The organism is Devosia sp. CN2-171, assembly GCF_049354815.1.
Classification (GTDB): Bacteria; Pseudomonadota; Alphaproteobacteria; order Rhizobiales; family Devosiaceae; genus Devosia_A.
Genome location: NZ_CP186479.1, coordinates 955,870 through 980,446, shown reverse-complemented (window position 1 = coordinate 980,446; position 24,577 = coordinate 955,870). Strand labels below are relative to the sequence as shown.

Below are 24,577 nucleotides of genomic sequence, written 5' to 3'. Positions count from 1 at the left end.
CGGGCCTGCCAAGGCTTATGGCGCGGATTGGGTAACGCGTGTCGACGCCCGGCAGAAATAGATTTTCGTTTGCGAGGCCCGACCCGCGGTCTCGTTTCCAGCGTCGCGACAGCGAGACAAGCTCCACCTTTTTCGGATCGAGTCCGCGCAAACGACTATATTAGTTGATCTTTTTAGTAGTCTGTTTGCGCTTGCCGGCTTGTTGGGGAGCGCGTATTTCAGCACCGTTGCAACACCGGACTGCCCAGCACAATGACCGTTACCGGCCCCCGTAGCTTGAGCCACCTCAAGTCCCTCGAGTCCGAAAGCATCGAAATCTTCCGCGAAGTCGCGGCGAGTTTCGAGCGGCCGGTGATGATGTACTCGATCGGCAAGGACTCCTCGGTCCTGCTGCACCTGGCGCGCAAGGCCTTCTTTCCAAGCCGTATTCCGTTTCCGGTCCTCCATATCGACACCCGGTGGAAGTTCCGCGAGATGATCGAGTTCCGCGACCGCATGGCTCGGCAACACGATCTCGATCTCGTCGTCCACACCAATCCCGATGGCATCGCCGCCGGGATCAACCCGTTCGATCACGGCTCGGCCGTGCATACCGACATCATGAAGACGCAGGCGCTGCGCCAGGCGCTCAACGCCGGCCAGTATGATGCCGCGATCGGTGGCGCGCGCCGCGACGAGGAGAAGTCCCGCGCCAAGGAGCGCATCTTCTCGCACCGCAATGCCCAGCACGCCTGGGACCCCAAGAACCAGCGGCCCGAGCTCTGGCGCATCTTCAACACGCGGCTGGCGCCGGGCGAGAGCATGCGGGTGTTCCCGATCTCGAACTGGACCGAGCTCGACGTCTGGACCTACATCTATGCCGAGGGCATCGAGATCCCCGATCTCTACTTCGCTCGCCGCCGCCCGGTGGTCGAGCGTTCCGGCACACTCATCATGGTCGATGACGACCGCTTCCGCTTCAACCCCGGCGAGACGGCCCGCGAAGAGATGATCCGCTTCCGCACCCTCGGCTGCTATCCGCTGAGCGGCGGCATCCGCTCCGATGCTGCCGACCTGCCCTCGATCATCATGGAGATGCAGGCCTCCCGCACCTCCGAGCGCGAGGGCCGTCTCATCGATTCCGACAGCGTCGGCTCGATGGAGAAGAAGAAGCAGGAAGGGTATTTCTGATGGCGAGCATACCCGTGACCGCTGCCTCCGCCGCCGAAACCGCGCTCGATCTGTGGCTCGCCGAACAGACCGACAAGGGGCTGCTGCGCTTTCTGACCTGTGGCTCCGTCGACGACGGCAAATCCACTCTGATCGGCCGCCTGCTCTATGACAGCCAGCTGATCCTCGACGACCAGCTCGCCAGCCTCCGCAAGGAGAGCCGCAATCGTACCACCGGCGATGAAGGCATCGACTTCTCGCTGCTGGTCGACGGCCTCACCGCCGAGCGCGAGCAGGGCATCACCATCGACGTCGCCTACCGGTTCTTCTCGACCGACAAGCGCAAGTTCATCGTCGCCGACACGCCGGGCCACGAGCAGTACACCCGCAACATGGCGACCGGTGCCTCGAACGCCGACCTCGCCATCGTGCTGATCGATGCGCGCAAAGGCGTGCTGACCCAGACACGGCGTCACAGCTTCATCCTCAGCCTGATCGGGGTGAAGCATGTGGTTCTCGCGATCAACAAGATCGATCTCGTCGGCTACGACGCGGATGTGTTCAACGCCATCGAGGCCGAATACCGCGAATTCGCCAAGGACCTCGGCTTTGAAACCCTGGTGGCCATCCCGGTTTCGGCGCTGAAGGGCGACAACATTCTGGCGCCGAGCGCGCAGATGCCCTGGTACGAAGGGCCGCAGCTGGTACCCTATCTCGAGACGGTGGAGGTCGCCTCCGACCGGGTCGAAAAGCCGTTCCGCTTCCCGGTGCAGTGGGTGAACCGGCCCAATCTCGATTTCCGGGGCTTTTCGGGCACCGTCGCATCCGGTGCAGTGGCGGTCGGCGACGACATCCTCGTTGCCGCCTCGCGCAAGCCCGCGCGCATTGCCCGCATCGTCACCATGGATGGCGATCAGCAACGCGCCATTGCCGGCGAAGCGGTGACGCTCGTTCTCGATCGCGAGGTCGACATCTCGCGCGGCGACGTGCTGGTGCATGCCGGCGAGACGCCTGACTATTCCAACCAGTTCCAGGCCCGGCTGGTCTGGATGAACGACGAGCAGGCCATCCCCGGCCGCTCCTACCTGCTGAAGCTCGGGTCACAGCTTGTACCCGCCTCGATCACCGATCTGAAGTTCAGAACCAACGTCAACACGCTCGAACAAAGCGCTGCCAAGACTCTGGAATTGAACGAAGTCGGCACGGTCACCATCGCGACGGACAAGCCGATCGCCTTCGACAGCTACGGCGACAACCCCCTGACCGGCAGCTTCATCCTGATCGACCGCATCACCAACGCCACGCTCGGCGCCGGTGTCATCGACTACGGACTGCAGCGCGCGCTCAATCTCAGCTACCAGAGCTTCGACGTGAACCGGCAGGTGCGCGCCGACCTGAAGGGGCAGACACCGCAGATTGTGTGGTTTACCGGCCTTTCGGGTTCGGGCAAGTCGACCGTCGCCAACCTGATCGAAAAGCGCCTCACTGTGGAAGGCCGGCACGCCTACATCCTCGATGGTGACAACGTCCGCCACGGGCTGAACAAGGATCTCGGCTTCACCGATGAGGCGCGCGTCGAGAACATCCGTCGCGTCGCCGAAGTGGCCCGGCTGATGGCCGATGCCGGCCTGATCGTCGTGGTTTCGTTCATCTCGCCGTTCCGCAACGAGCGCCGCCTGGCGCGCGAAATCGCCGGCGACGTGAAGTTCACCGAGGTCTATGTGAACACCCCGCTCGAGGTCTGCGAGGCCCGCGATCCAAAGGGGCTCTACGCCAAGGCGCGGCGCGGCGAGATCAAGAATTTCACCGGCATTTCAAGCCCGTACGAGACCCCGGAGAAGCCGGACGTGGTGCTTCACGGGGCCCTGCATGACCCGGTGAAGATGGCCGACGAGCTCTATGCCCGTATCTTCGACTGGGACACCGGCTACACCATCTAGTGCCTGTGGATGGGGCTCCGAAAGCTGGCGCCCCATCCAAATCGATGCGACAATGCCAACGGGTTGATTGGCTAGTTCACCATGCATCATGCGTTCCGCCTCGTCGTCTGGCTCCTGCTCTTATGGGCGCCAGCCGGGTTGGCGCATGCGTCGTTCGATGATTCGCGCACCTGGTTCGACCGCCTGTCCGAAACCGAGCGAACAGAAACCCAGTCCGACCTGATCCTCGTTGGCCACTACGAATTTCTCGTCGACGGAAAGTTCGGTCGCGGCACCTTTGACGCCATCGCCGCTTTCCAGAAGAGCCAGGGCCGGGCGGGGACGGGCGTCCTCACCGATTTCGAGCGCCGCAAGCTGCGTGATCTCGCCAGCAGGGTCGATGACGAGCTCGGCATCGAGCCGGTGAGCGATGACGAGGCGCGTGTCGCGTTGCGCATCCCGGGGCGGTTGCTTTCCGTCCGCAACCCGACCGACGCCGGCACCTCCTATGTCAGCGAGGATGGCGAGATTTCGCTCGAGACCATGCATGCCTCGCTGGCGGATCAGTCGTTCGAGCAATTGTTCGAGCTCATGACCAGCCCCGACCCCGAGCGGACGGTGACCTATCGCAACTTCGGTTCCGGCCGCTTCGTGGTGTCGGGCCGCATCGGCGACTACTCGTTCTACACGATGTTCGTCAGCAGCAACGGTGAGGCCGTGGGTTACTCGCTCGCCTGGGGCAAGACCTACGAACGGCAGGGCAACATCACGTCGGTCTACATCGCTTCGCACTTCACTCCGATGGCCAGCCTGCCCGAGCCGCCGCCCGAGTTGCGCAAGGCCGAGGGGACCGGGGGTGATCGCCAGCGCAGTGCATTTGTGCTGCCCAAGGAGCAGCCGGAAGTCATTTTCCTCAGCGCCGACATCACGGAAACGACGGCGGCCGACTTCGATCGGGCACTCGCGGCTCGACCCGGGGCGCGCATCGTCGCGCTCAACAGCCCCGGTGGGGCCGTGGACTCCGCTCTCAAGGTGGCATTCGAAATCAGCAAGCGCGGGCTTACTACCTATGTGCCGCGCGACATGGGCTGCTACTCGGCCTGTGCCTATATCTTCTTTGCCGGGACCGGCCGGCAGGTCGAGGGCGAACTCGGCGTGCACCAGATCTCGGCTGAGATCGCCGACCTGGTGCTCGCCCAGACGACGCTGGGTGACGTCCTTGATGCCCTGCAGCAGTTCGGCGTCCGGCAGCCGGTGATTTCCCACATGCTGCGCACGCCGCCCGACGACATGTACGTCTTCAGCACCGCCGAACTGGATGAACTCGGCATCGTCAGTGGCGACCCGATCGACATAGCGCTCGCAGAGACTGCCCCCGACGGCCAATCGCCATCCCCCGCGCTGAACAGCACCTATGTCCAGCTTTCGAGCCTGTCCTCGGCGAAAGAAGCGGAGCGGTCGCGCGACTATGCCGAGAGTCGCTGGAGCGCGCTGTTCGGCGAGAGCAAGCCGGAAGTGCACACGGCCGGCGAGACTTTTGCCGTGCGCGTCCCCACGCCTTCGCTGGAGCGCGCCAATGCGATTTGCGCCGCCATCAAGTCCGATGGCGGCGGCTGCTATGTGGCGACGGGCGACTAGCTACCTAGGCTCGCAATCCGGAATCTGAACTACTGTGGTCACCATATCCGTCGGATAGTCGCAGTTCGGCTTGCGGTGCTCACCGCCGCCACTGCCCGTCGCTGCAATCGACTTGAGGTCCGCGTTCGGGGTGCCACCGCATGGCGGCTGTTCGGCCTCGAAAGCCGCGAGGTCGGTCAGCAACAGGATCTTGCAGTGGATGTACTCATCGATATGCGCTTTCTGCTTGTCGGAAAAGCCGACAAAGGCGCTGGCGGAAGTCGAGAGCGAGAGAAGGCTGGCCGTAGCCAGAACGGCCGCGCCAACGAGGCGCAGCAGGACGCGATTACGCATGATCAACTCCATTACTGCCGGGCAACCCCAAGCCGCCCAGTCTGTTGATCCGCCGCAACCAGGCAACATTACCAAATCATTAACGCCCCGACGCCGCAAGGCTGCGATGCTTCACGTTCTCGGGGTGGTTAAGACAGAGCGAGCCTGGGATCCACAAAAAAATCCCCGGTCGGGGACCGGGGGTAGTGGGCTCGGTTTTCTGAAAGTCAGAACTGGAAGTTGAGGCCCGCACGGACCGTGTGGAACGCCACCGTGCTGTCGGCGGAGAAAGTGTAGGGCACCTCGCCTTCACCGAAGTCGACATCGAGGATCTGCTCGGAACCAAGGTCGGTGTAGAGATACTCGGTCTTGAACGTGATGTTGTCGGTGAGCGCGTATTCGATGCCTGCGCCGACGGTCCAGCCAAACCGATCATTGGTAACCGACTCGTCGAACGGCTCAACTTCCATCATGCCGCTGAAGTCGGCATGGATCGAGGACGTCGTCTGGCCCCAGGCGAGACCGCCGGTGGCGTAAACGACGAAGCGATCGTTCACCCAGCCGATTCTCGGGCGGATGGTGGCGAACCAGTCGAGCTTGGTGCCGAGGTCCGCCGAGAAGGTGCCGTCGATGATCGCCCCAGTCTCATCGGTGACCTCGAGCGAGACCCGTCCGTCGATGGTCGAAGCCTGGATGTCCGCCTCGAGACCGATGAGGAAGTTTTCGTCGAACTGCCAGTTGTAGCCAGCCTGGATGCCGCCGACGAATCCGCCGGCCGTGACGTCGGCCGTGCCCGTGGCCAGTACAATCTGTCCAGGAAGGGGACCCACGATAGCCGGAGCGGGGACCTCGCTCTCGGGCTCAGGTCCGTTCAATTGGAACGGATGCTCGAACACCCCGCCGCCGTAACCGCCGTTGATACCGACATAGAAGCCGTTCCAATCGTAGAGTGCCGGCTCCACGTAGATGGGCGCCGGTTCGATCACCGTCAGGTCGGCAGCCAGAGCGCTCGTTGAGACCAGGCACGCTGCGCTGAGGAGTAGGAGTCTCTTCTGCATAGTCAAACCCTCACCAGTATCGGAGCTGCTTTTCGCCCCGTGCATGGCAAAGGTTAGGTCATGCCTAGCCCCGAGTCCTTAACGCCCGGATGAATGGAGGTGGGTGGTGTATTTTCGGCAACGTACGCTGACTTGTTCGAATTGGTACGAACAATTCGTAATTGCTTGCAAAAGAAGAATTATCTGCCGGGCATACTTGAGGCTGTTGCGGAATCGTCACTGTGCATAGGCGGTGCCGGCCCGAAAATCGGCATCGCCGTCGCATTTAGACCGCAATCGCGCGGCGCCTGGGAGCAATGTGGCGAGAGGCGGGCGAGGGTGCGGAACCGAACGGCCACAATCGGGCGGGCGCTAACGGCTGCTCGGCACAAACGAGGCCGTCGGCCTCGAACAACTCATTGCATCTGTTGAGAGAAATGGCTCCGCGACTTGGACTCGAACCAAGGACCATTCGATTAACAGTCGAATGCTCTACCAACTGAGCTATCGCGGAACACGGGTGCCTCGTTCAAGGCTGCGCCCATGTAGCGGGTTTGGTTTTCGTTGCCAAGCCAAAATTTCAGTCACGTGACACTCACGGGGAGACTGCCGCGCGCCGCTGCATCTCGGCGAGGTCCTCGGGGGTGTTGATGTTGGAAAACGGGTCGCCGTCCGGCGAGGCCGGCCAGTCAAGGGCGACACTGTCAACACTGGCGGTGAGAGACTTGAGGCTGCGCGGCGCCGTGCCCGCGAGGATTCGGCCCGGCAGGTCGACAAACCGCGCGACGCGCCAGATCGCGTTGGTGGGGTAGGGCTGCCCGTCATAGACCGCCAATGCGGCATCATGGTTCCCGAGCGAGGCGGCCAGGCGCGCGATGTAGTCCTGCGGCAGGAACGGCGCGTCCACCGCGGCGCAGATCAGGAGATCGGGCGGCTCCGGCAGCCCGGCCAGGTAGGCGATGGCCCCGGCCAAACCGGCCAGCGGCCCGGCATAGTCGCCGTCGAGATCCGGAACCGGCACGAGGTCGGGGCCAAGCGCCAGCGCCTCAGGTGCCAAGCGCCCATGCGCCACGAGGAGGGGCCGGCATCCAGCGAGACGAGCGGCAACCCGATCGAGGAGTCTTACGCCGCCGACACGGAGTTCCGACTTGATGACGCCGCCGAGGCGTTCGCCGCGTCCGCCGGCGAGAATGAGGCCCGCAATCGACGGGGCGTTATCCATTTCAACAAGCACCTTATCCCCGGCCCTTCGAGCAGCTAAGGTCGACGCGGGAAACCTTGGGGGTCAACCCATGACGAGCCTGCTGCTGCTAACCTATTCTGCGCCCACCATCGAACTCGACAAGGGCGATGTGCTGATCACCCAGGGCGAGAGCGATGGCAATCTTTACGTGCTGGATGCCGGCACGCTCAGCGTCGAGCGCGACGGGGTCCGGATCGCGACGATCGACCAGTTCGATTCCCTGATCGGCGAAATGTCGCTGCTGCTGGGCAAGCCGCACAGCGCCACCGTAAGGGCCGAGGGCAAGGCGCGCGTCCGGGTCGTGCACGACGCCATGCTGGTGCTCGAGCGGCACCCGCTGATCACCCTGCGGCTCGCCACCCTGCTGTGCCAACGCCTCGACTCCACTTCGGCGCTTCTCGCCGGCCTCAGCCACGACGGAACGGCCAAGGAGGTGGAGCAGGGGCTCCTGAGCCGCCTTCGGTCCTCGCTGCTCGGCCACCGCACCGCGTGATTGTCGGGGTAGCGATGGAACGATTTGCTCCCAACGAAGTTGGGGCAACTAGACTGGACTTTGGGGGAACAAAGTGGGGACTGGCGATCCGGCGGACACGGGGCTGTCCGAACGCGCCGTAGCTGCTCGCTTGGCAGCGATTATTGACTCTTCCTTCGACGCGATCGTCGCCAAGGACCTGAACAGCACCATCACCGACTGGAATCCGGCGGCCGAGCGCATGTTCGGTTATTCCGCCGAGGAGGCCATCGGCAAGCCGATCACGATGCTCATTCCAGCAGAGCTGCAGGATGAAGAAGCCAACATCATCCGCCGCATCCGCGCCAACGAGCGCGTCGACAGCTTCGAGACCATTCGCCTCCGCAAGGACGGCAGCAAGATCCACGTCTCGCTGACTGTCTCTCCTATCCGTGACGCCGACGGCCGGGTCATCGGCGCCTCAAAGATCGCGCGCGACATCACCGAGACCCGGGAGAACGAGCGGCGCATCCGGCTGCTGCTTCGGGAGATCAACCATCGGGTCAAGAACCAGTATGCGGTCATCCTGTCGCTGATCCGCGAGACCGGCCTGCGGTCGATTTCCATCGAGGAGTTCCAGGCCAAGATCCGTACCCGGATCACCGGGCTGGCGACATCCAACGATCTGCTCGTTCGAACCCAGTGGAACGGCTCGACCCTGGCCGAGTTGATCTCCGAGCAACTGGCTCCTTTCGCGCATGAGCATTTGGTGACGGTCGGCGGCCCCCTGATTTCGATTGGCGCACCGGCCGTGCAGAACCTGGGCATGGCCTTCCATGAACTCGGCACCAACTCGGCAAAATACGGCGTGCTCGCAGGCCGCGCGGGCAGCGTGTCCATCAACTGGACCATCGACAACTCCGTCCCCGACCCCGAGGTGAAGCTTGTCTGGGACGAGCGCTTCGATGTCCCGCTCACGGCCGAGCCGAGCACCAGCACCGGCTTCGGCACCGTCGTGCTGCAGCGGATCGCCCCGATGTCGCTGAACGGCAAGGCGACCATCGAACGGACCACCACCGGCGTTCGCTGGACGCTGGTCGCGCCATTTTCCGCCTTCCAGGTGGAAGGCACCGACCCGTAGAGTGGGGATGGCGGGCAATGTCTGGCTTGCCTAACGCACCGCTCTCCAATATGAACCCGCCCCGGTGAGGCCACATGGCGGAGTGGTTACGCAGCGGATTGCAAATCCAGAAATTATCGTGGAAAATCAATAGGCGTTCCCGGAATCTGGGGGGCAAAATGCCACTAATCCCCCCTTTTCTCCGCAGATTTCGGAATGACTTTGGCGATCATTTAGCCGGCCCGGGTCGCCTCCGGATGGCCGCCCCGAACGCCTCCCGCAAGGTCCCGTCCTTAATGCTGCAGTAGCATCGGCTGAGCTCCGCTGCCCCGGCTGCGGCTCAAGCCCGGTGGCAATTAGTGCTGGGTGAGGCAGCCGAACCGATTAGCGAGGATACGCTTTGTGGTCGCGTTCTCTCGCCCTTTACGCCCTATGGAGTGCAAGCCCCAACACCCATATGCTGAGCGCAAAGCATGGAGGGGTGAGTGACAAAGTGGCTCAGCTATCTAGGTGGTCATATGCGCATCGGATCCTCGGTCGGGTTCGCTGGGTGGGGAAGGCAGCGCAGACCCGTCTCGGGTAATGGTCTGACGGCTGAGGCGGCCTTTGATCCAAGCCAACCACCGCAGTTGTTGAAGCGCAGTCAGGTCCCGGAAAAGTACCGCGCCATAGCTGACAATCGAGCGGTTAAGCGGCGTCGCAAAGCGAAGAAGAAGATTGATGCCAACCCGACCTAGAAGGACGCTTGCCATGGGTGAAGAGCCCGTAGTGAGTGGGCCAATTCCCAGTGTCGTCGAGCTGATCGAGCAGGCAGGCGGCATTGTGGTCCTTGGTAGTTTTGGCACAAACCTCATGGACGGCCTGAGCTTCCGTCTGGAGGGAATGCCCCCCATGTTCTTTATGAACAGGGACGTTCCCGGCGATCGCTTCCGGTTCTCGCTTGCCCATGAATTAGGGCACATGGTCATGCACTCGGTGCCTGACGATGATGAGAAGATCGAAGGCGAGGCTCATCGGTTTGCGGCGGCACTGCTTATGCCCGCGACGGAGATCAAGCCATACCTCGTAGGCACCAAAGTCGGTGGGATGGGGCGGGTGAAAGCGTATTGGAAGGTCTCGATCCACTCGCTCATTCGCCGGAGCCTGGACCTCAAGATCATTACGGACTCGCAGTACAAGTCCATGAATATCCAGTACCGGAAGATCTTCAAAGAAGGGGAGCCAGTAGCTCTAGAAATCGAGCGGCCCAACAGGCTTCGGAAGATGATCGAGTATCATAGGGACGTGCTGGGCTACTCGCGAGACGATTTGGCGACTCTTCTTGTAGCTGAGCCTGACTACGTTGACCGATCCTATCTGGGCGTACGCCCGGGCCCACGACTCGTAGTGTCAAACTGAGTTCATCTGATTGACGATAAGCGCGCGCGCCGTGTGCAACATGTCGGTTGAGGCAGGGCATGTTTCGCATTGCGTCAGGCTGCGGTGTCTTTTTTCGAAACTACGGGGGAGTTCAGCATGCCTTTCAATCGGATCATCTGGGGTTACGGCTGGCCCGATGCCTCCCAGGGCGAGGTTGACTACCCAGTTGACCGGGTGCCTGACAACGCGTCAGCGCCGGAGTTAGCGGTACTGCCAACGCTATTCATGGCCGAGGGACGTGATGCAGACAGGTTCGCCCGTGTCGGCTCTATGCAGGTTGTCGGCCGATCCCATTCGACGATCCGCCTCCGCTACCAGTACGACACAGCCGTCCCGGCAATTTCTCAGGACCGGCTTGAGCGTGTCGCGACAGAGATTGGCCTTTCCAGCCACGGCACCGGCAGCCAGCGATTTGATTGGACCCACACCCGCTGGAGCGTGCAAGACGGTGACATCTACCGCACGTTGTTTCGACTTGGCGCCACCGCTACAAACGCGCCCGCGGTTTTCCAGGTAAGCACGCCGCCTCGGATAATCGCGACCCAGCTGTCGGTGATGATGCCTTTCGATGCAGGCGCGGCGCCTATTTACGTCGCAATCCAGGGGGCCGCGGCTGCTTGTCGAATGACCTGCCAGCGAGCAGATGTAATATGGGTGAACCACAGCGTGATACAGGACGTCGTCTCGTTAATTGACCGCTCCCGCATTGTGGTCTGCGACCTGACGGGCCGCAACGCCAACGTCTTCTACGAGACGGGCATTGCCCACACCCTAGGACGTGACACCATCCTCATCGCCCAGCACCAGACGGATGTGCCGTTCGACGTCGGGCACATCCGCCATCTCCGCTACGTGAACAATGCTCAGGGCCTCGCCGAGCTGCAGGCGGGGCTCATCAGCCGCATCAACACGATACTAAGCCAGTGATGATCTCATCGCCGGGCGACTCGTGTAATCTTGCCGCCGGGAACGATTGTATCCTTGGTCCTCTTGCGGTCGCAGCGAAACTGGCCTCTGGGGAGGTATTGTGCAAAGCGGCAGCAAAGCTTTAGATTGACCCTGCGCCCTTCTGATGTTCACGTTAGTCGGCAAGGGACCAGGAGGGCGACAGCAATGGACTACCGGCACTACAACCTATCAATGCAACAGAGCATCGGTCAGCTGTTGAAAGGAATGGAGACTGGTGAGCGGCTCTACTTGAGGCTGGTCACTGGCGCCGAAGTGGAGGCACACGCTCCATTTGCTATCATGCCAGACCACATTGAATACAGAGTTGGCGCTACGGCAGAACACAAAGTAGCGCTCACGCCGTACGCGGCGATCGTGCAGTTACTCTAGGTGAGTCCACGGGTGCGCTGCATCGAGTGATGCACCCGTAAATCACATCCCCTCTCGCAAAGCGGATTGTCCTTGAGGATTCGAGGCGCTCATGCTGCTAACTGCCCCATCGCACGAGTTACTGACTTGCCACGAATGTCGATCGCAGTTGCACAGCAAAACAAGCCCGCCAGCGAGGGGTCGGGCGTGCACAGTTTTCGACGATGCTGCAACTCGGCTGAGTTCTGCCCCGTGGTCACGGAGAGCGGAATCCATATACCGCTCAACCAACCTTTGAGCACGCATCCACGTTCACGACGCAATCGGGTCTATTGCGTCTGACCTTGCCAATTGCCTCGTCGAGATTCTTGGCTTCAATGAGATCGGTCAACCCTAGAAGACCCTTTCGGTCCGCCTCTTTTGCAGCCCCAGACATCGTGGTTCCGTCCCACTTCTCCCGCCAAAGCACGCTAAGGCCACGCTCTACGTAGGATATCTGGTACAGGCTCGTCATCTGTTCCGCTGTTCGTTGAGAGACTTTTCCAGTCTAGCACCCGGGCCTAGGCTGCGCATCATAGTCGTGTGCCAACTGTCCGCGCTGCTCGCCGCGTCGCGCACTTATCGTTGAGCGTTATTCTTAGCCGCGGGATCACGGGACGCTGCACGCGCGCGGCCCTCATGGGTCTCGCATCCGGAGATCACCGGCAACCGCTAAAACGCGCGTTACGAAGGCGAGGGAGCGGGGAGTGTCCGCGTATTATTTCGGAATGAGTTCCGAAGGTTAGCGGATTTTCTTCGGAATGACCGACCCCCGACGGCACCTTCAGCTTGCGTAACACATTGTTTTACCTTATGAAGCGCGCCCGGTGAGGCCACATGGCGGAGTGGTTACGCAGCGGATTGCAAATCCGTGTATTCCGGTTCGATTCCGGATGTGGCCTCCATCGTTCCCCCTGTTCGTCGGTGTCTGTGGCTAGCCGGTATCCGGCTGCTTGAAGCCGTCATGCGCGAGCGGTATTGACCTCGGAGCATGTGGAACCGAGGAGTACAGGGATGACCGATTTCGCAACGGCGCGGGCGCGGATGGTGGACAACCAGCTGCGCACCAGTACCGTCACCGATCATCGCCTGCTGAGCGCCATGGGTGAGGTGCCGCGGGAGGCCTTCGTGCCGGCCGGCCGGGTGGCTCTCGCGTATTCCGATGTCGTGCACCCGCTCGGCAGTGGCCGCTACCTGGCCGCACCGGCCCCATTTGCGAAGCTGCTGCAACTCGCCGAGATCGAGCACACCGATCGCATCCTCGATGTCGGGGCGGGTACCGGCTACGGCACCGCGGTGCTCGCGCGGCTCGGGGCCGAGGTCACGGCGCTGGAATCGGACGCCGAACTCGCGACAAAGGCACGTGCGGCACTCGCCGCGGCCGGTACTGCCAACGCCACGGTCGTCGAAGGGAGCCTTGACGGCGCGGGCCTCGAGCGTGAGTTCGATGTGATCATCGTGGAGGGCGCGGTGCGTTCCGAGCCTTCCGAGCTGTTTCCACTGCTGGCCGAAGGCGGGCGTCTCGTCGTCCTGATCGGGACCGGTGGTTCGGCGGTTGCCCATGTCTTCGTCCGCTCGGGCGAGGAGGTAGCGGGCCGCAGTGAGTTCAACACGTCCCTGCCGCCACTGATCGCCACAGCGCCGGCGGAAACGTTTGAATTCTAACGGGAAACGCTTACTGACCGACCCAGTGGCAGTGTTGCCGCCGAATCACGGCGGCAACCTTTTCAAAGGTTAAGACCGCGCAAATCTTGCGTTGCGTGGTTGTGCCTCCCATGTGGCGGGCATAGGGTCAGCAGGCGTCGGAGATTTGACTATGCGTTATTTGGGGGCAATGCGGGCGGGCGCCCTTGCCATCGTAGCTATCGGACTGCTGTCCTCGACAGCCTACGCGGAGAGTCTCCGCTCGGCGCTTGAGAGCGCTTATCAGAACAATCCCACTATCATGTCGGCGCTGCTCGGCGTCAGGGCATCGGCCGAGAACATCGCGCTGGCGAAGTCTGGCAAGCTCCCGACCATTGCCGCGTCGGGTAGCCTCAGCGGTTCGTTCACGGCCCCGCAGGCGGCCGATCTGTATACCGCCACCAGCGCTTCGGCCGGCGTGAGCTACAGCCAGACGCTGTTCGACAACTTCAAGACCGAAGCCGATATCGAGGCGGCGCGCGCCGGGACCGAGGTTTCCAAATACGCGCTGCGCAACACCGAGCAGAACATTCTGCTCGCCGTGGTGCAGGCCTATTACAACGTTATCCGCGACACCCAGCTCGTGCAGCTGCGTGCCGACAACATGAAGTTCTTCGATGCGCAGGTGAGCTCGGCCGACGATCGGCTGCGCCTTGGCGAGGGCACCAAGATCGACGTGTCGCAGGCCAAGACGCGCCAGGTCGCCGCTGTTGCCCTTTACCGCGCCGCCGTCGCCTCGCTACAGACGAGCCAGGCGAGCTACGAGCGCTATGTCGGCCATAAGCCGAAGAACCTCAGCTCGGACTTCAACTTCGGCAAGTCGCTGCCTGCCTCGATCGACAGTGCCATTGCTTCGGCCGAAGAGCGGCACCCGGCCTTGCTCTCCGCCCGCGCCGCCATTCGCGCGGCACAGGCGGGCGCCGATGCGGCGAGCGCGTCCTTCGGGCCGACGCTGCGATTGCTCGGTTCGCTCGATGCCACAACGGGCTGGACGGACCGGACGGGGACCGGCGTAACCGCTTCCGATGTCAGCGGCTCGGCCCAGTTGCAGCTGTCCATCCCGATCTATTCGGGCGGCGCGCTGAGTGCCAGCCTGCGCAAGGCCAACATCACGCAGATCCAGACGGAGGTCGACGCGCTCGACGCGCGGGACCAGATCAAGGAAGCGGTGATCTCGGCCTGGTCGACGCTGCAGAACGCCAGCTCGCAGATCGAGTCGGCCGAAGCGGCCGTGGGATCCGCGCAGCTCGTCGTCGACGGCACCATCCAGGAGCGCGACGTTGGGCAGAAGACCACGCTCGACGTGCTCAACGCCCAGGCTGAACTCACCACCGCCCGCGAGTCGCTGATCAGCTCGCGCGCCACCAAGATGATAGCCGCCTTCTCGCTGCTTTCCGCGTCAGGCAAGCTCTCGCCCGAAGTTCTCGGGCTCAACGTGCCGGTCCACTCGGCCGACGGCTACATCGCCAAGATCGAGGATGTGTGGCTGGAGTTGCGCGCCATCGACGAATAATCCCTCCGGCCGCGATGGACCGCGGCTGGCCCGGACAGTAGCTTCATGGAGCCGCGTCGCGAGTCCCGCGACGCGGCTCTTGTCATATGGGCCGTTGGGGCGGCCCGAGGGGGAACAATGAAGGCACTTCCGTTCTGGTTCATCGTCGTCGGCGCGCTGCTCGGTCTGGCCGGCATGCTCTGGGGCATCCAGATGGCGATCACGCAGGATCACTCGCTGGCGCCGGGCCACGCGCACAACAATCTCGTCGGCTTCGTGCTGATGGTGATCTACGGCGCCTACTACAAGCTGGTGCCCGCGGCGGCCGACACCCGGCTCGCGCTGGTCCATTTCGTGCTGGCGTTGATCGGCGCGCTTACCATGGGTGCGGGCGTCGCCATGGCGACATCGGGCAATGGCGAATGGCTGGCACAGATCGCCTCCATCGCCACGATCCTCGGCATGGCCATCTGGGTCTACACCATATTCCGCCACCGGAGCGCTCTTGCCGTCTAGGTCAAGGCCATCAACTAGGCTCTTCCCCCGGAAATCCCTGGGGGAAGACCGGCCTGCCGGCGAGCCGCCGATTCACAAATAGTGATTGCTTGCACTAGATTGGACAAAGCTGATTCGGTTCACGCGCCGAATCCGCCCCGAATATGCGGCCGCGTATCTGGCGGGTAATGTGAGGCAGTTATGAACAAGCCGGCGCCCAAAGAGCCATCCATGGACGAGATCCTGTCGTCGATCCGGCAGATCATCGCCGATGACGATGCGGGGGCCGCGCCCAAGAAGCCGGCGGTGCCCGTATCGCCGCCTACCGCCCGCAGCTTCGTTCCGCAGCCCGCTCCGGTGCCGACGCCCATCCGTCCCGAGCCCGAAGCCGAGCCCCTCGCCCTGTCGCCGGAGCAGATCCTGCGCGATACGGCCGCTGAGGACGAAGCCAAGCCCGGACTGAGCTATTCCGAGCTCCTGGGTAACGCCGCTCCACCGGACATCGAGGCGACACTGGTCGATCCCGACGATATCGCCTTCGATATCGAGGAGCCCGAGCCGGCGCCCGTCTTCACGCCGCCGCCACGCGCAGCCGCGCCGTCCTTCGAGCGGCCGGCACCACGGCCGGTGGCCGCAGCGGCACCGATGCCCGATCCGACGCTATCGGCCGACATTGCAGAGCAACTGCTCGAGCCGACCACCCAATCGGCGGTGAAGAGCACCTTTGCCAAGCTGAGCGGCATACAGACGGTCGGCAGCGGCGTCACTATCGAAGACATGATGCGCGAGATGCTGCGTCCGATGCTCAAGGAGTGGCTGGACGAGAACCTGCCCTCGGTCGTCGAGCGTATGGTCGAGAAGGAAATCGCGCGGGTATCGCGCGGGAAGTAGCTCCTGGCATCCTCCTTCGGCACGGGGTGGCCTCGCCATTGAACGCGCCATACTCGGTAGTGGCGAGGTAGTGCTTCGTCCCGACCTCCGAGGGGCCCTCCCACCTTGCCCTCCGACGCCCCGTTCCCCACATTGTGTTGACTTTCGCCGCCCGCCTTTGCTTTAGCACTAGCCGATGATTTTTGGCCTGCCTGGCATTCCACTTCGCCGGGGCGGGCTGTTGCGCTTGGAAACCACCGATGCTCGAGAAGACCTACGAACCAGCCGATGTCGAAGCCCGCATCTACGAGCAGTGGCTGGACGTAGGGGCATTCACGGCTGGGGCAGGTGCCAAGCCCGGCGCCGAGACCTTCTCCATCGTCATCCCGCCACCGAACGTGACCGGTTCGCTGCACATCGGCCACGCGCTCAACAACACGATCCAGGACATCCTGATCCGGTTCGAACGCATGCGCGGCAAGGATGTGCTGTGGCAGCCGGGCACCGACCATGCCGGTATCGCCACGCAGATGATCGTCGAGCGCCAGCTGGCCGAACGCCAGCAGCCCGGCCGTCGCGAGATGGGCCGCGAAAAGTTCCTCGAGCGCGTCTGGGAATGGAAGGCCGAATCCGGTGGCACCATTCTTAACCAGCTCCGGCGCCTCGGTGCGTCGGCCGACTGGTCGCGCGAACGCTTCACCATGGACGACGGCCTCAGCGAGGCAGTTCGTAAGGTGTTTGTTACGCTTTACGAGAAAGGCCTCATCTATCGCGCAAAGCGGCTGGTGAACTGGCACCCGGGGCTCGAGACCGCGATCTCGGATCTCGAGGTCGAGAACATCGAGACCAACGGCAAGATGTGGCACCTGCGCTACCCGATCGAGGGCAGTGCGGAGACGATCACCGTTGCGACGACGCGTCCCGAAACCATGCTCGGTGACGTGGCTGTGGCAGTGAATCCCGAGGACGAGCGCTACAAGCACCTGATCGGCAAGTATGCGATCCTGCCCATCGTCAGCCGGCGCATACCGATCATCGGCGACGAGTACGCCGATCCCGAGCTTGGCTCGGGCGCGGTGAAGATCACCCCGGCGCACGACTTCAACGACTTCGAGGTCGGCCAGCGCCATGGGCTGAAGCCGATCAACATCTTCACGACCACGGCCAAGCTGAACAACACGGTGCCCGAGGCTTATCGCGGGCTCGACCGCTTCGAAGCGCGCGACAAGATCGTCGCCGAGCTCGAGGAATCGGGCGTGCTCGTCTGGGTCGACGACAAGAAGATTATGGTCCCCTACGACGAGAAGTCGAAGCTGATCGTGATCGAGCCGTTCCTGACCGACCAGTGGTTCGTGAAGGCGGACATTCTGGCCGCGCCGGCGCTGAAATCGGTGCAGGAGGGGCGGACCAAGTTCGTTCCCAAGCAGTACGAGAACACCTATTACGCCTGGATGGAGAACATCAAACCCTGGTGCATTTCACGCCAGCTTTGGTGGGGTCACCAGATCCCGGCCTGGTACGGCCCGCGCCTCAACACCGATCCGGACTTCAACAACCGCGATGCGGGCCCGAAATGCTTCGTTGCCGACAGCGAGGCCGAGGCGATCGTGCTGGCGCAGGCGTATTACGGCAGCGGTCGGAAGATCGCGGTCTATGCCGGCGGGGTGAACGCGCCCGACTATGCCAAGGCCGTGCACACCTTCGAGACCGCCCAACGTGACCGGATGAATGCCGACACCTGGAACATGCGCAAGCACAAGGACCCGTTCGCCGAGCTGAGCGACAGCAAGGTGCCGCTGCATCGCGACGAGGACGTGCTCGACACCTGGTTCTCGTCAGCGCTGTGGCCGTTCTCGACCATGGGCTGGCCGAACCAGACGCCCGAACTCGCCAAGTACTACCCGACCGACGTGCTGGTCACCGGCTTCGACATCATCTTCTTTTGGGTCGCCCGCATGATGATGATGGGGCTGGAGTTCACCGGCACCGAGCCCTTCCACACTGTCTACATGCATGCGCTGGTCCGCGATGAGAAGGGCCAGAAGATGTCGAAGACCAAGGGCAACGTCATCGATCCGCTGAAACTCGTCGACGAGTACGGCGCCGATGCTACCCGCTTCACGCTCGCCGCTATGGCGGCGCAGGGCCGCGACATGCGGCTCGCGATGTCGCGCGTCGAGGGCTACCGCAACTTCGTCACCAAACTCTGGAACGCCGCCCGCTTCCTCGAGATGAACGGCTGCGCGCGCGCCGAAGCCTACGATCCGAAGAAGAATACGCTGGCGCTCAACCGCTGGATCATCGGCTCCACCGCCCGCGCCGCGGCAGCGATCACTGCTGCGATCGAGGACTACCGCTTCAACGAAGCGGCCAACGCCGCCTACGACTTCGTCTGGGGCACGTTCTGCGACTGGTACATCGAGCTCGCGAAGCCCGTGTTCACCGGCGACGACGAGGCCGCCAAGGCCGAGACGCAGGCGACCGCGGCCTTCGCGCTCGACCAGATCCTGAAGCTGCTGCATCCCTTCATGCCCTTCATCACCGAAGAGCTGTGGGCCGAGACCGGCAAGACCGGCCCGGCGCGCGAGAAGCTGCTGATCATCTCGGAATGGCCGGAACTCGCCGGCCTCGAGGATCCGGAGGCCCAGGCCGAACTCGATTGGCTCGTGTCGCTCATCTCCGGCATCCGTTCGGTCCGCCAGGAAATGAACGTGCCAGCCGGCGCCAAGGTGAAGCTGCTGGTCGTCGGGGCAGGGGAGGAGACCGGCATCCGCGTCGAGGCCAACCTCAGCGCGCTGACCCGCCTCGCCCGTCTCGACAGCGTCGACTACACCACGGATGTGCCCCGCGATTCTGCACAGCTGATCCTCGGCGAAGCCACCTTTGTCTTGCCGCTGGCCGGTGTCATCGATCTGGATGCCGAGCGTGGTAGGCTGAAGCGGGATATCGCCAAGGAACAGGCGGAGATCGACAAGATCGACAAGAAGCTCGGCAACGAGCAGTTCCTCGCCAAGGCCGCCGAAGAGGTGGTCGAGGAACAGCGCACCCGGCGCGAAGAAGGCCTTGAGCGGATTGGGCGCCTGCAGGAAGCCCTGTCGCGGTTGAGCTAACGGAGACTGCGATGGGCGAAGTCAGGCGACCGGCCAGCAATCAGCGCGCGCCGCTGGAAGACTGGATGACCATCGTGCAATTCGACGGCAAAGGCGGCGTGCGCGCCCTGCCGGACGAAGAGGAAGCCGGTTTCAAGACGCCGACCACCGGCTTCGCGCTGGTCTCCGGCAGCGCCAAGGCGCCGGAGTTCAGGGCCTGGCTCAAGAAGGAGGTCGGCGAGTTCTATGCCGATCTCATTTGCGTGCCCTCGACCCGCAGCCGCTGCACCGTGTTCGACGACCAGGCGCTGGTGGTGCTGCGCGTCGCCCGCCCCGGCGCCGAGCCCGACGATATCGGCCGGCAACTGCTCTCGCTCTGGCTCGAAAAGGGCAGGGTGATCGTCGCCGCCGAACTCAACATCGTCGATTTCCTCGGCATCGCGCAGTGGCAGCGCACGCGCCACGCGCCGATCACGCCGGCCGATCTCGTGGCTCGCCTCGCCCTGCGCGCCGCAGACCGCATCGAACCGCTCACCGAGCGCCTGAGCGACAAGCTCGACGAGGTCGAGGAGGAACTGGTGATGGAGCGGCTGACCGACACCCGCTCCAAGCTCGCGGCCCTCCGTCGCACCATCATCAATATGCGCCGCCTGATCTGGCCGCAGCGCGACGTGCTGACGACGCTAGAAATCGAGGACCTGAGCTTCTTCACCGATCGCGACCGCATTCGCCTGCGAGAGGCCGCCCTGCGCACGGCTCGCCTCGGCGACGAGATGCAGACGCTCTCCGAACGCGCCGGGCTGGTGCACGAGCAGCTGCTCGACACCCGCGCCGAGGAGATGAACCGCAACATGCTGGTGCTGGCTGCAGCGACCGTGGTGTTCATGCCGCTTACGGTGATCAGCGGGCTGCTGGGCATGAATGTGGAGGGGATCCCTTTTCACGACAGCCCGTGGGCCTTCTGGCTGGTAACGGGTGGGCTGGCCGCGCTGGGCGTGGCGATCTACCTGTTCATGCACAAGCGGAAGTGGATGTAGGGGCTCATTCAGCCCGCAGCAGGATTGGCTCCGGGCGGCGCAACCTCACTCGGTGTCATCCCTGCGAAGGCAGGGATCCATCTCGCCGCTTGCGCAGGCTGATAGTTGGATCCCTGCCTTCGCAGGGATGACAGCTGGTGGGGGGTGGAACCAGACCAACCCCAGCAAGCTGAGCATGTTCCCGTCGCTCCACGGCCCTCATCCTGAACGCCCGATGAATCGTCCGTGACGTTTTTGCAACAGCAAGTTTGAATCCCGTTTGCCACCCCGGTCGGTCAACGTTTTGCTGAGGAACCCCGCCACATTCTGACCCTAAAAGAAGAAGAGGACTGGGGCTCGGTCAGATCGCGAAGTGGTGCAGGCTTTCCGCCGCGCACCGTAGCCTTTCGCGATTTTCCCGCTCTTGTGCCTTGTCAGGCCGACACGCAAGGACGGCGCTCGTCTGGGCGCCTGATCAAAACCGGCCGGACAAGCAGGTGTAGAGATGGCATCGAACTACGTCGACAAATCGAAGCTGCCATCGCGGCATGTGACTGAGGGGCCGGAGCGCGCCCCGCACCGCTCATACCTCTACGCCATGGGCCTCACCTCCGAGCAGATCCACCAGCCGCTGATCGGCGTGGCGACCGCCTGGAACGAAGCTGCCCCCTGTAACATCTCGCTGCAGCGCCAGGCACAGGCCGTGAAGAAGGGCGTCGCCGCCAACCACGGCACGCCGCGCGAATTCACCACCATCACCGTCACCGACGGCATCGCCATGGGCCATGCCGGCATGAAGTCCTCGCTGGCGAGCCGCGACGTGATCGCCGACTCGGTCGAGCTCACCATGCGCGGCCATAGCTATGACGCGCTGGTCGCCATGGCCGGATGCGACAAGTCGCTGCCGGGCATGATGATGGCGATGATCCGCCTCAATGTGCCGTCGATCTTCATCTATGGCGGCTCGATCCTGCCGGGCCGCTTCCGCGGCCGCGATGTCGTGGTGCAGGATCTGTTCGAGGCCGTCGGCCTCCACTCGGTCGGCAAGATGGACGACGAGACGCTCGATGAACTCGAGCGCGTTGCCTGCCCGTCGGCCGGTTCATGCGGTGGCCAGTACACCGCCAACACCATGGCCATGGTGGCTGAGGCCATCGGCCTCGCGCTGCCCTACAGCTGCGGCGCTCCGGCGCCCTACGAAATCCGTGACGCGCTCTGCGCCAAGGCCGGCGAGCAGGTGATGGAACTGCTGAAGGTCCAACTCCGCCCGCGCGACATCGTCACCCGCAAGGCCTTCGAAAACGCCGCGATGACCGTCGCCGCGACCGGTGGCTCGACTAATGCCGCGCTGCACCTGCCTGCGATGGCCCACGAGGCGGGCATCGACTTCGACCTGTTCGACGTCGGCGAGATTTTCAAGAAGACCCCGTATATCGGCGACTTGAAGCCGGGTGGCCGCTACGTCGCCAAGGACCTGTTCGAAGCCGGCGGCATCCCGCTGGTGATGAAGGCGCTGCTCGATGGCGGGTACCTGCACGGCGACTGCATGACGGTGACCGGCAAGACCATCGCCGAGAACCTAGCCAAGGTGAATTTCAACACCGAGCAGGACGTCATCCGCGCCACGACCAACCCGATTTCGCCTACCGGCGGCGTGGTTGCGCTGCGCGGCAATCTCGCCCCCGACGGCGCGATCGTTAAGGTTGCTGGCCTCAAGAACTTGCGTTTTGTCGGCCCGGCGCGTGTCTTCGATAACGAAGAGGCGTGCTTCGAGTGCGTCGAGAAGCGTGAGTACAAGGAAGGCGACGTGCTCGTCATCCGCTACGAGGGTCCGAAGGGCGGTCCCGGCATGCGCGAAATGCTGTCGACCACCGCTGCGCTTTACGGCCAGGGCATGGGCGACAAGGTTGCGCTCATTACCGACGGCCGCTTCTCCGGCGCCACCCGCGGCTTCTGTGTCGGCCATGTCGGCCCCGAAGCGGCAATCGGCGGCCCGATCGCCCACATCAATGACGGCGACATCATTACGCTCGACGCCACGACCGGCGAGATCTCGGTCAATGTGTCGGACGAGGAACTTACCCAGCGCAAGGCCAGTTGGGCCCCGCGCGAAACCGAGTATGGCTCGGGCGCCATCTGGAAATATGCCCAACTGGTGGGGCCGGCACGCTTCGGCGCGCTGACCAACCCCGGTGCGAAGGGCGAGAAGGAGCAGTATGCGGACATTTAGGGCAGGAGCCCTTGTCTCCGTTGCGTTTTGGGCTGTGTTCGCGATTGCTGGTGCTGCCACCCCGGCTGCGGCGCAGGTAAGCGGCGTGCTGCCGTCCCTGCCAGCTGCGCCCGAGACCGCGGCAGACGCCGCGCTGGCCATGGCCAACTCGCTCGATGGCGCCGGGGGCGGCATTTCGAGCAAGGACCTGATCGCGGCCCTCGAGGACGCAGCGCTCGCCGGGCAGCCAATGGCACTCTACCAGCTCGGCCTCATGTATGAGACGGGCGAGGGCGTGAACAAGGATCCGGTGAAGGCCTTCGGCTATTTCAGCCAGATCGCCGACGAGCACGCCGACACGGCGCCCAAGGGCGTCGAGGCCGACATCGTCGCGCAGTCCTTCCTCAAGGTCGGCGAGTACTATCGCACCGGCCTGCCTGAAGCCGGCATCGCGAAGAACGAGGCCTATTCGAACAAGCTGATCATGCACGCGGCATCCTACTTCGGCGACGCCGATGCGCAGTACAAGGTCGGCGAACTCTATCTAGACGACGCCGAACTGGGCGACAGCCCGCTGCAGAGCGCGCGCTGGCTGAACCTGGCTGCCCGCAAGGGACATGCCGGCGCACAGGCCAAGCTCGGCAACATGCTGTTCAACGGGCAGGGCATCGCCGCCGATCCGATCGAAGGGCTGATGTGGCTCACCGTCGCCTCGCGCCGCTCGGCCGGGACGATCGACGAGAGCTGGATCGCTGACCTCCTGAACACAGCGATGTCGGTCGCCACACCCGAGCAGCGCAAGCAGGCGGTCGAACTGGCCGATTCCCTCGGGACCCGCTTCGGCGGACTCTGACCGAACCGTTCAGCGCGAGTTCAGGCGCAGGGTGGCAACTATCGGGCCAGTTAGCCCGTTGGTTCCCATCATGCGTCTGCCCATTATCCTCGCTCTCATCGTCATCATCACCCTGCCCAAGGATGTCCATGGGCTGATGAACGACGTCTCCGCCCAGATGCGCGTGGCACAGGCCACGTTCGGCAAGATGCTCAAGCGCGACGACACCATCCAGGTCGCCGAAGCAAAGGTGACCACGTTTAAGTCGCAGAGCGATACGACTAAGGGCTTGAGCGGGAATATCCGCTAGGCCCGCTCGCCCTAATCAACCCACCACGTGTCATCCCTGCGAAGGCAGGGATCCAAGTTTCCGCAAGCGCGGCTGACAGGTGGATCCCTGCCTTCGCAGGGATGACAGCCTGTAGTTGGGGCAGATTGCAGCGCAAATGCCGGCCGCTACGCCGTCCTAGAACGCGAACGTACCCACGACCGGCACGTGATCGCTGGGCTTTTCCTTGCCGCGCTCGGCGGAGTGCACCACCACATCTTCGAGCCGGTCGGCCGCCTGCGGCGACAGCAGCAGGTGGTCGATGCGGATGCCGTCCTTGCGCTCCCAGCCGAACGTCCGGAAATCCCAGAAGGTCAGCGAGGGCTCGTCCGTGATGGCGCGCTGGGCGTCGGTGAGGCCAAGATTGAGCAGGGCGCGCCACCGCTCGGCGCTCTCGGGCCGGAATGCCGCGTCGCCAACCCACTTTTCCGGGAAGGTCGCGTCGACATTGGCGGGGATGATGTTGAAGTCGCCAAGGAGGATGAACGGCTCCTCGAGCGCCAGCCGGCCTTCGACGAACGTGTGCAGCCGATCCATCCAGCTGAGCTTGTAGGTGAACTTGTCGGTACCGACCGGATTGCCGTTGGGCAGATAGATGCAGCAGACGCGCACGACGCCGCCCTCGACCGAGAACATGCCCTCGATCAGCCGCGACTGCTCGTCGCCATCGTCGCCGGGCAGGCCGCGCGTCACCTCGTCGAAGCGGTGCTTCGAAAGGATGGCGACGCCGTTCCAGCTCTTCTGCCCGAACGTCTCGATATTGTAGCCGAGCGCAGCGATCTCCATGCGCGGGAACGCCTCGTCGATCGACTTAATCTCCTGCAGGCAGACGATATCGGGCGATTCTTCCTCAAGCCATTTGAGAAGAAGTCCCTGCCGCGCCTTGACGCCGTTGATGTTCCAGGTGGCGATGCGCATG

At 63.4% G+C, this 24,577-nt stretch carries 22 protein-coding genes and 2 tRNA genes; 19 read left to right on the top strand and 5 right to left on the bottom strand.

Annotated elements, in window-relative coordinates; genetic code table 11:
- The first annotated feature begins 252 nt into the window (after positions 1-252).
- From cysD to ACOYW5_RS04990, 3 genes are all read left to right on the top strand, one after another.
- Positions 253-1,170: a sulfate adenylyltransferase subunit CysD gene (cysD, locus tag ACOYW5_RS05000; RefSeq protein WP_423068156.1), complete on the top strand. Its 918-nt coding sequence runs from the start codon at positions 253-255 to the stop codon at positions 1,168-1,170.
- A complete protein-coding gene (gene cysN / locus ACOYW5_RS04995; RefSeq protein ID WP_423068155.1) occupies positions 1,170-3,089 on the top strand; it encodes a sulfate adenylyltransferase subunit CysN in 1,920 nt (639 codons plus the stop codon). The genes cysD and cysN overlap by 1 nt, the downstream gene beginning before the upstream one ends.
- Before the next feature lie 81 nt (positions 3,090-3,170).
- Positions 3,171-4,706, top strand: a complete 1,536-nt coding sequence (locus ACOYW5_RS04990; protein WP_423068154.1) for a peptidoglycan-binding protein — start codon at positions 3,171-3,173, stop codon at positions 4,704-4,706.
- On the opposite strand, the gene ACOYW5_RS04985 is transcribed toward ACOYW5_RS04990, so the two are convergent.
- The 4 genes from ACOYW5_RS04985 to mobA form a co-directional block, all read right to left on the bottom strand.
- Complete coding sequence (locus ACOYW5_RS04985; protein ID WP_423068153.1) at positions 4,707-5,039, bottom strand: hypothetical protein; 333 nt, start codon at positions 5,037-5,039, stop codon at positions 4,707-4,709.
- A 206-nt stretch (positions 5,040-5,245) separates the two neighbouring features.
- Entirely contained in the window at positions 5,246-6,076 is an 831-nt protein-coding gene (locus ACOYW5_RS04980) for an outer membrane protein (RefSeq protein WP_423068152.1), read from the bottom strand.
- A 417-nt stretch (positions 6,077-6,493) separates the two neighbouring features.
- Positions 6,494-6,569 (bottom strand) — tRNA-Asn (locus tag ACOYW5_RS04975).
- Positions 6,570-6,650: 81 nt separating this feature from the next.
- Positions 6,651-7,277 (bottom strand): molybdenum cofactor guanylyltransferase, encoded by a 627-nt coding sequence (gene mobA / locus ACOYW5_RS04970; RefSeq protein WP_423068151.1) that lies wholly within the window; start codon positions 7,275-7,277, stop codon positions 6,651-6,653.
- A gap of 70 nt (positions 7,278-7,347) precedes the next feature.
- Between mobA and ACOYW5_RS04965 the strand changes: the two genes are divergently transcribed.
- The 16 genes from ACOYW5_RS04965 to ACOYW5_RS04890 all read left to right on the top strand — a co-directional run bounded on the left by ACOYW5_RS04965 (position 7,348) and on the right by ACOYW5_RS04890 (position 23,640).
- The gene (locus ACOYW5_RS04965) at positions 7,348-7,791 is read left to right on the top strand and encodes a Crp/Fnr family transcriptional regulator (RefSeq protein ID WP_423068150.1); all 444 of its coding nucleotides are present in this window, start codon (positions 7,348-7,350) and stop codon (positions 7,789-7,791) included.
- Between the two features lie 130 nt (positions 7,792-7,921).
- On the top strand, positions 7,922-8,890 hold the full coding sequence (locus tag ACOYW5_RS04960; protein ID WP_423068149.1) for a PAS domain S-box protein: 969 nt from the start codon (positions 7,922-7,924) through the stop codon (positions 8,888-8,890).
- A 464-nt stretch (positions 8,891-9,354) separates the two neighbouring features.
- Entirely contained in the window at positions 9,355-9,606 is a 252-nt protein-coding gene (locus ACOYW5_RS04955; RefSeq protein ID WP_423068148.1) for a hypothetical protein, read from the top strand.
- A 13-nt stretch (positions 9,607-9,619) separates the two neighbouring features.
- Positions 9,620-10,267, top strand: a complete 648-nt coding sequence (locus tag ACOYW5_RS04950; protein ID WP_423068147.1) for an ImmA/IrrE family metallo-endopeptidase — start codon at positions 9,620-9,622, stop codon at positions 10,265-10,267.
- 117 nt (positions 10,268-10,384) lie between these two features.
- Positions 10,385-11,215, top strand: coding sequence for a hypothetical protein (locus ACOYW5_RS04945; RefSeq protein WP_423068146.1), 831 nt, complete (start codon positions 10,385-10,387; stop codon positions 11,213-11,215).
- Positions 11,216-11,401: 186 nt separating this feature from the next.
- Positions 11,402-11,626, top strand: a complete 225-nt coding sequence (locus ACOYW5_RS04940) for a hypothetical protein (RefSeq protein ID WP_423068145.1) — start codon at positions 11,402-11,404, stop codon at positions 11,624-11,626.
- Between the two features lie 849 nt (positions 11,627-12,475).
- Positions 12,476-12,549, top strand: a tRNA-Cys gene (locus tag ACOYW5_RS04935).
- A 109-nt stretch (positions 12,550-12,658) separates the two neighbouring features.
- Positions 12,659-13,309, top strand: coding sequence for a protein-L-isoaspartate O-methyltransferase family protein (locus ACOYW5_RS04930; RefSeq protein ID WP_423068144.1), 651 nt, complete (start codon positions 12,659-12,661; stop codon positions 13,307-13,309).
- Positions 13,310-13,460: 151 nt separating this feature from the next.
- On the top strand, positions 13,461-14,840 hold the full coding sequence (locus ACOYW5_RS04925; protein ID WP_423068143.1) for a TolC family outer membrane protein: 1,380 nt from the start codon (positions 13,461-13,463) through the stop codon (positions 14,838-14,840).
- A 117-nt stretch (positions 14,841-14,957) separates the two neighbouring features.
- A complete protein-coding gene (locus ACOYW5_RS04920; protein ID WP_423068142.1) occupies positions 14,958-15,335 on the top strand; it encodes a hypothetical protein in 378 nt (125 codons plus the stop codon).
- Positions 15,336-15,545: 210 nt separating this feature from the next.
- Positions 15,546-16,205: a DUF2497 domain-containing protein gene (locus tag ACOYW5_RS04915; RefSeq protein ID WP_423068141.1), complete on the top strand. Its 660-nt coding sequence runs from the start codon at positions 15,546-15,548 to the stop codon at positions 16,203-16,205.
- Positions 16,206-16,444: 239 nt separating this feature from the next.
- Positions 16,445-19,294 carry a valine--tRNA ligase gene (locus tag ACOYW5_RS04910; RefSeq protein ID WP_423068140.1) on the top strand — a complete coding sequence of 950 codons (2,850 nt, stop codon included), beginning with the start codon at positions 16,445-16,447 and terminating at the stop codon, positions 19,292-19,294.
- A gap of 11 nt (positions 19,295-19,305) precedes the next feature.
- A complete protein-coding gene (locus ACOYW5_RS04905; RefSeq protein WP_423068139.1) occupies positions 19,306-20,310 on the top strand; it encodes a CorA family divalent cation transporter in 1,005 nt (334 codons plus the stop codon).
- Between the two features lie 484 nt (positions 20,311-20,794).
- Positions 20,795-22,519 (top strand): dihydroxy-acid dehydratase, encoded by a 1,725-nt coding sequence (gene ilvD, locus ACOYW5_RS04900; protein WP_423068138.1) that lies wholly within the window; start codon positions 20,795-20,797, stop codon positions 22,517-22,519.
- Positions 22,520-22,553: 34 nt separating this feature from the next.
- Positions 22,554-23,351, top strand: a complete 798-nt coding sequence (locus tag ACOYW5_RS04895) for a tetratricopeptide repeat protein (RefSeq protein ID WP_423068137.1) — start codon at positions 22,554-22,556, stop codon at positions 23,349-23,351.
- A gap of 70 nt (positions 23,352-23,421) precedes the next feature.
- Positions 23,422-23,640 carry a hypothetical protein gene (locus ACOYW5_RS04890; protein ID WP_423068136.1) on the top strand — a complete coding sequence of 73 codons (219 nt, stop codon included), beginning with the start codon at positions 23,422-23,424 and terminating at the stop codon, positions 23,638-23,640.
- 156 nt (positions 23,641-23,796) lie between these two features.
- Here the strand turns inward: ACOYW5_RS04890 and xth are convergent, their stop codons facing one another.
- On the bottom strand, positions 23,797-24,576 hold the full coding sequence (gene xth, locus ACOYW5_RS04885) for an exodeoxyribonuclease III (RefSeq protein ID WP_423068135.1): 780 nt from the start codon (positions 24,574-24,576) through the stop codon (positions 23,797-23,799).
- Between the last annotated feature and the right edge of the window lies 1 nt (position 24,577).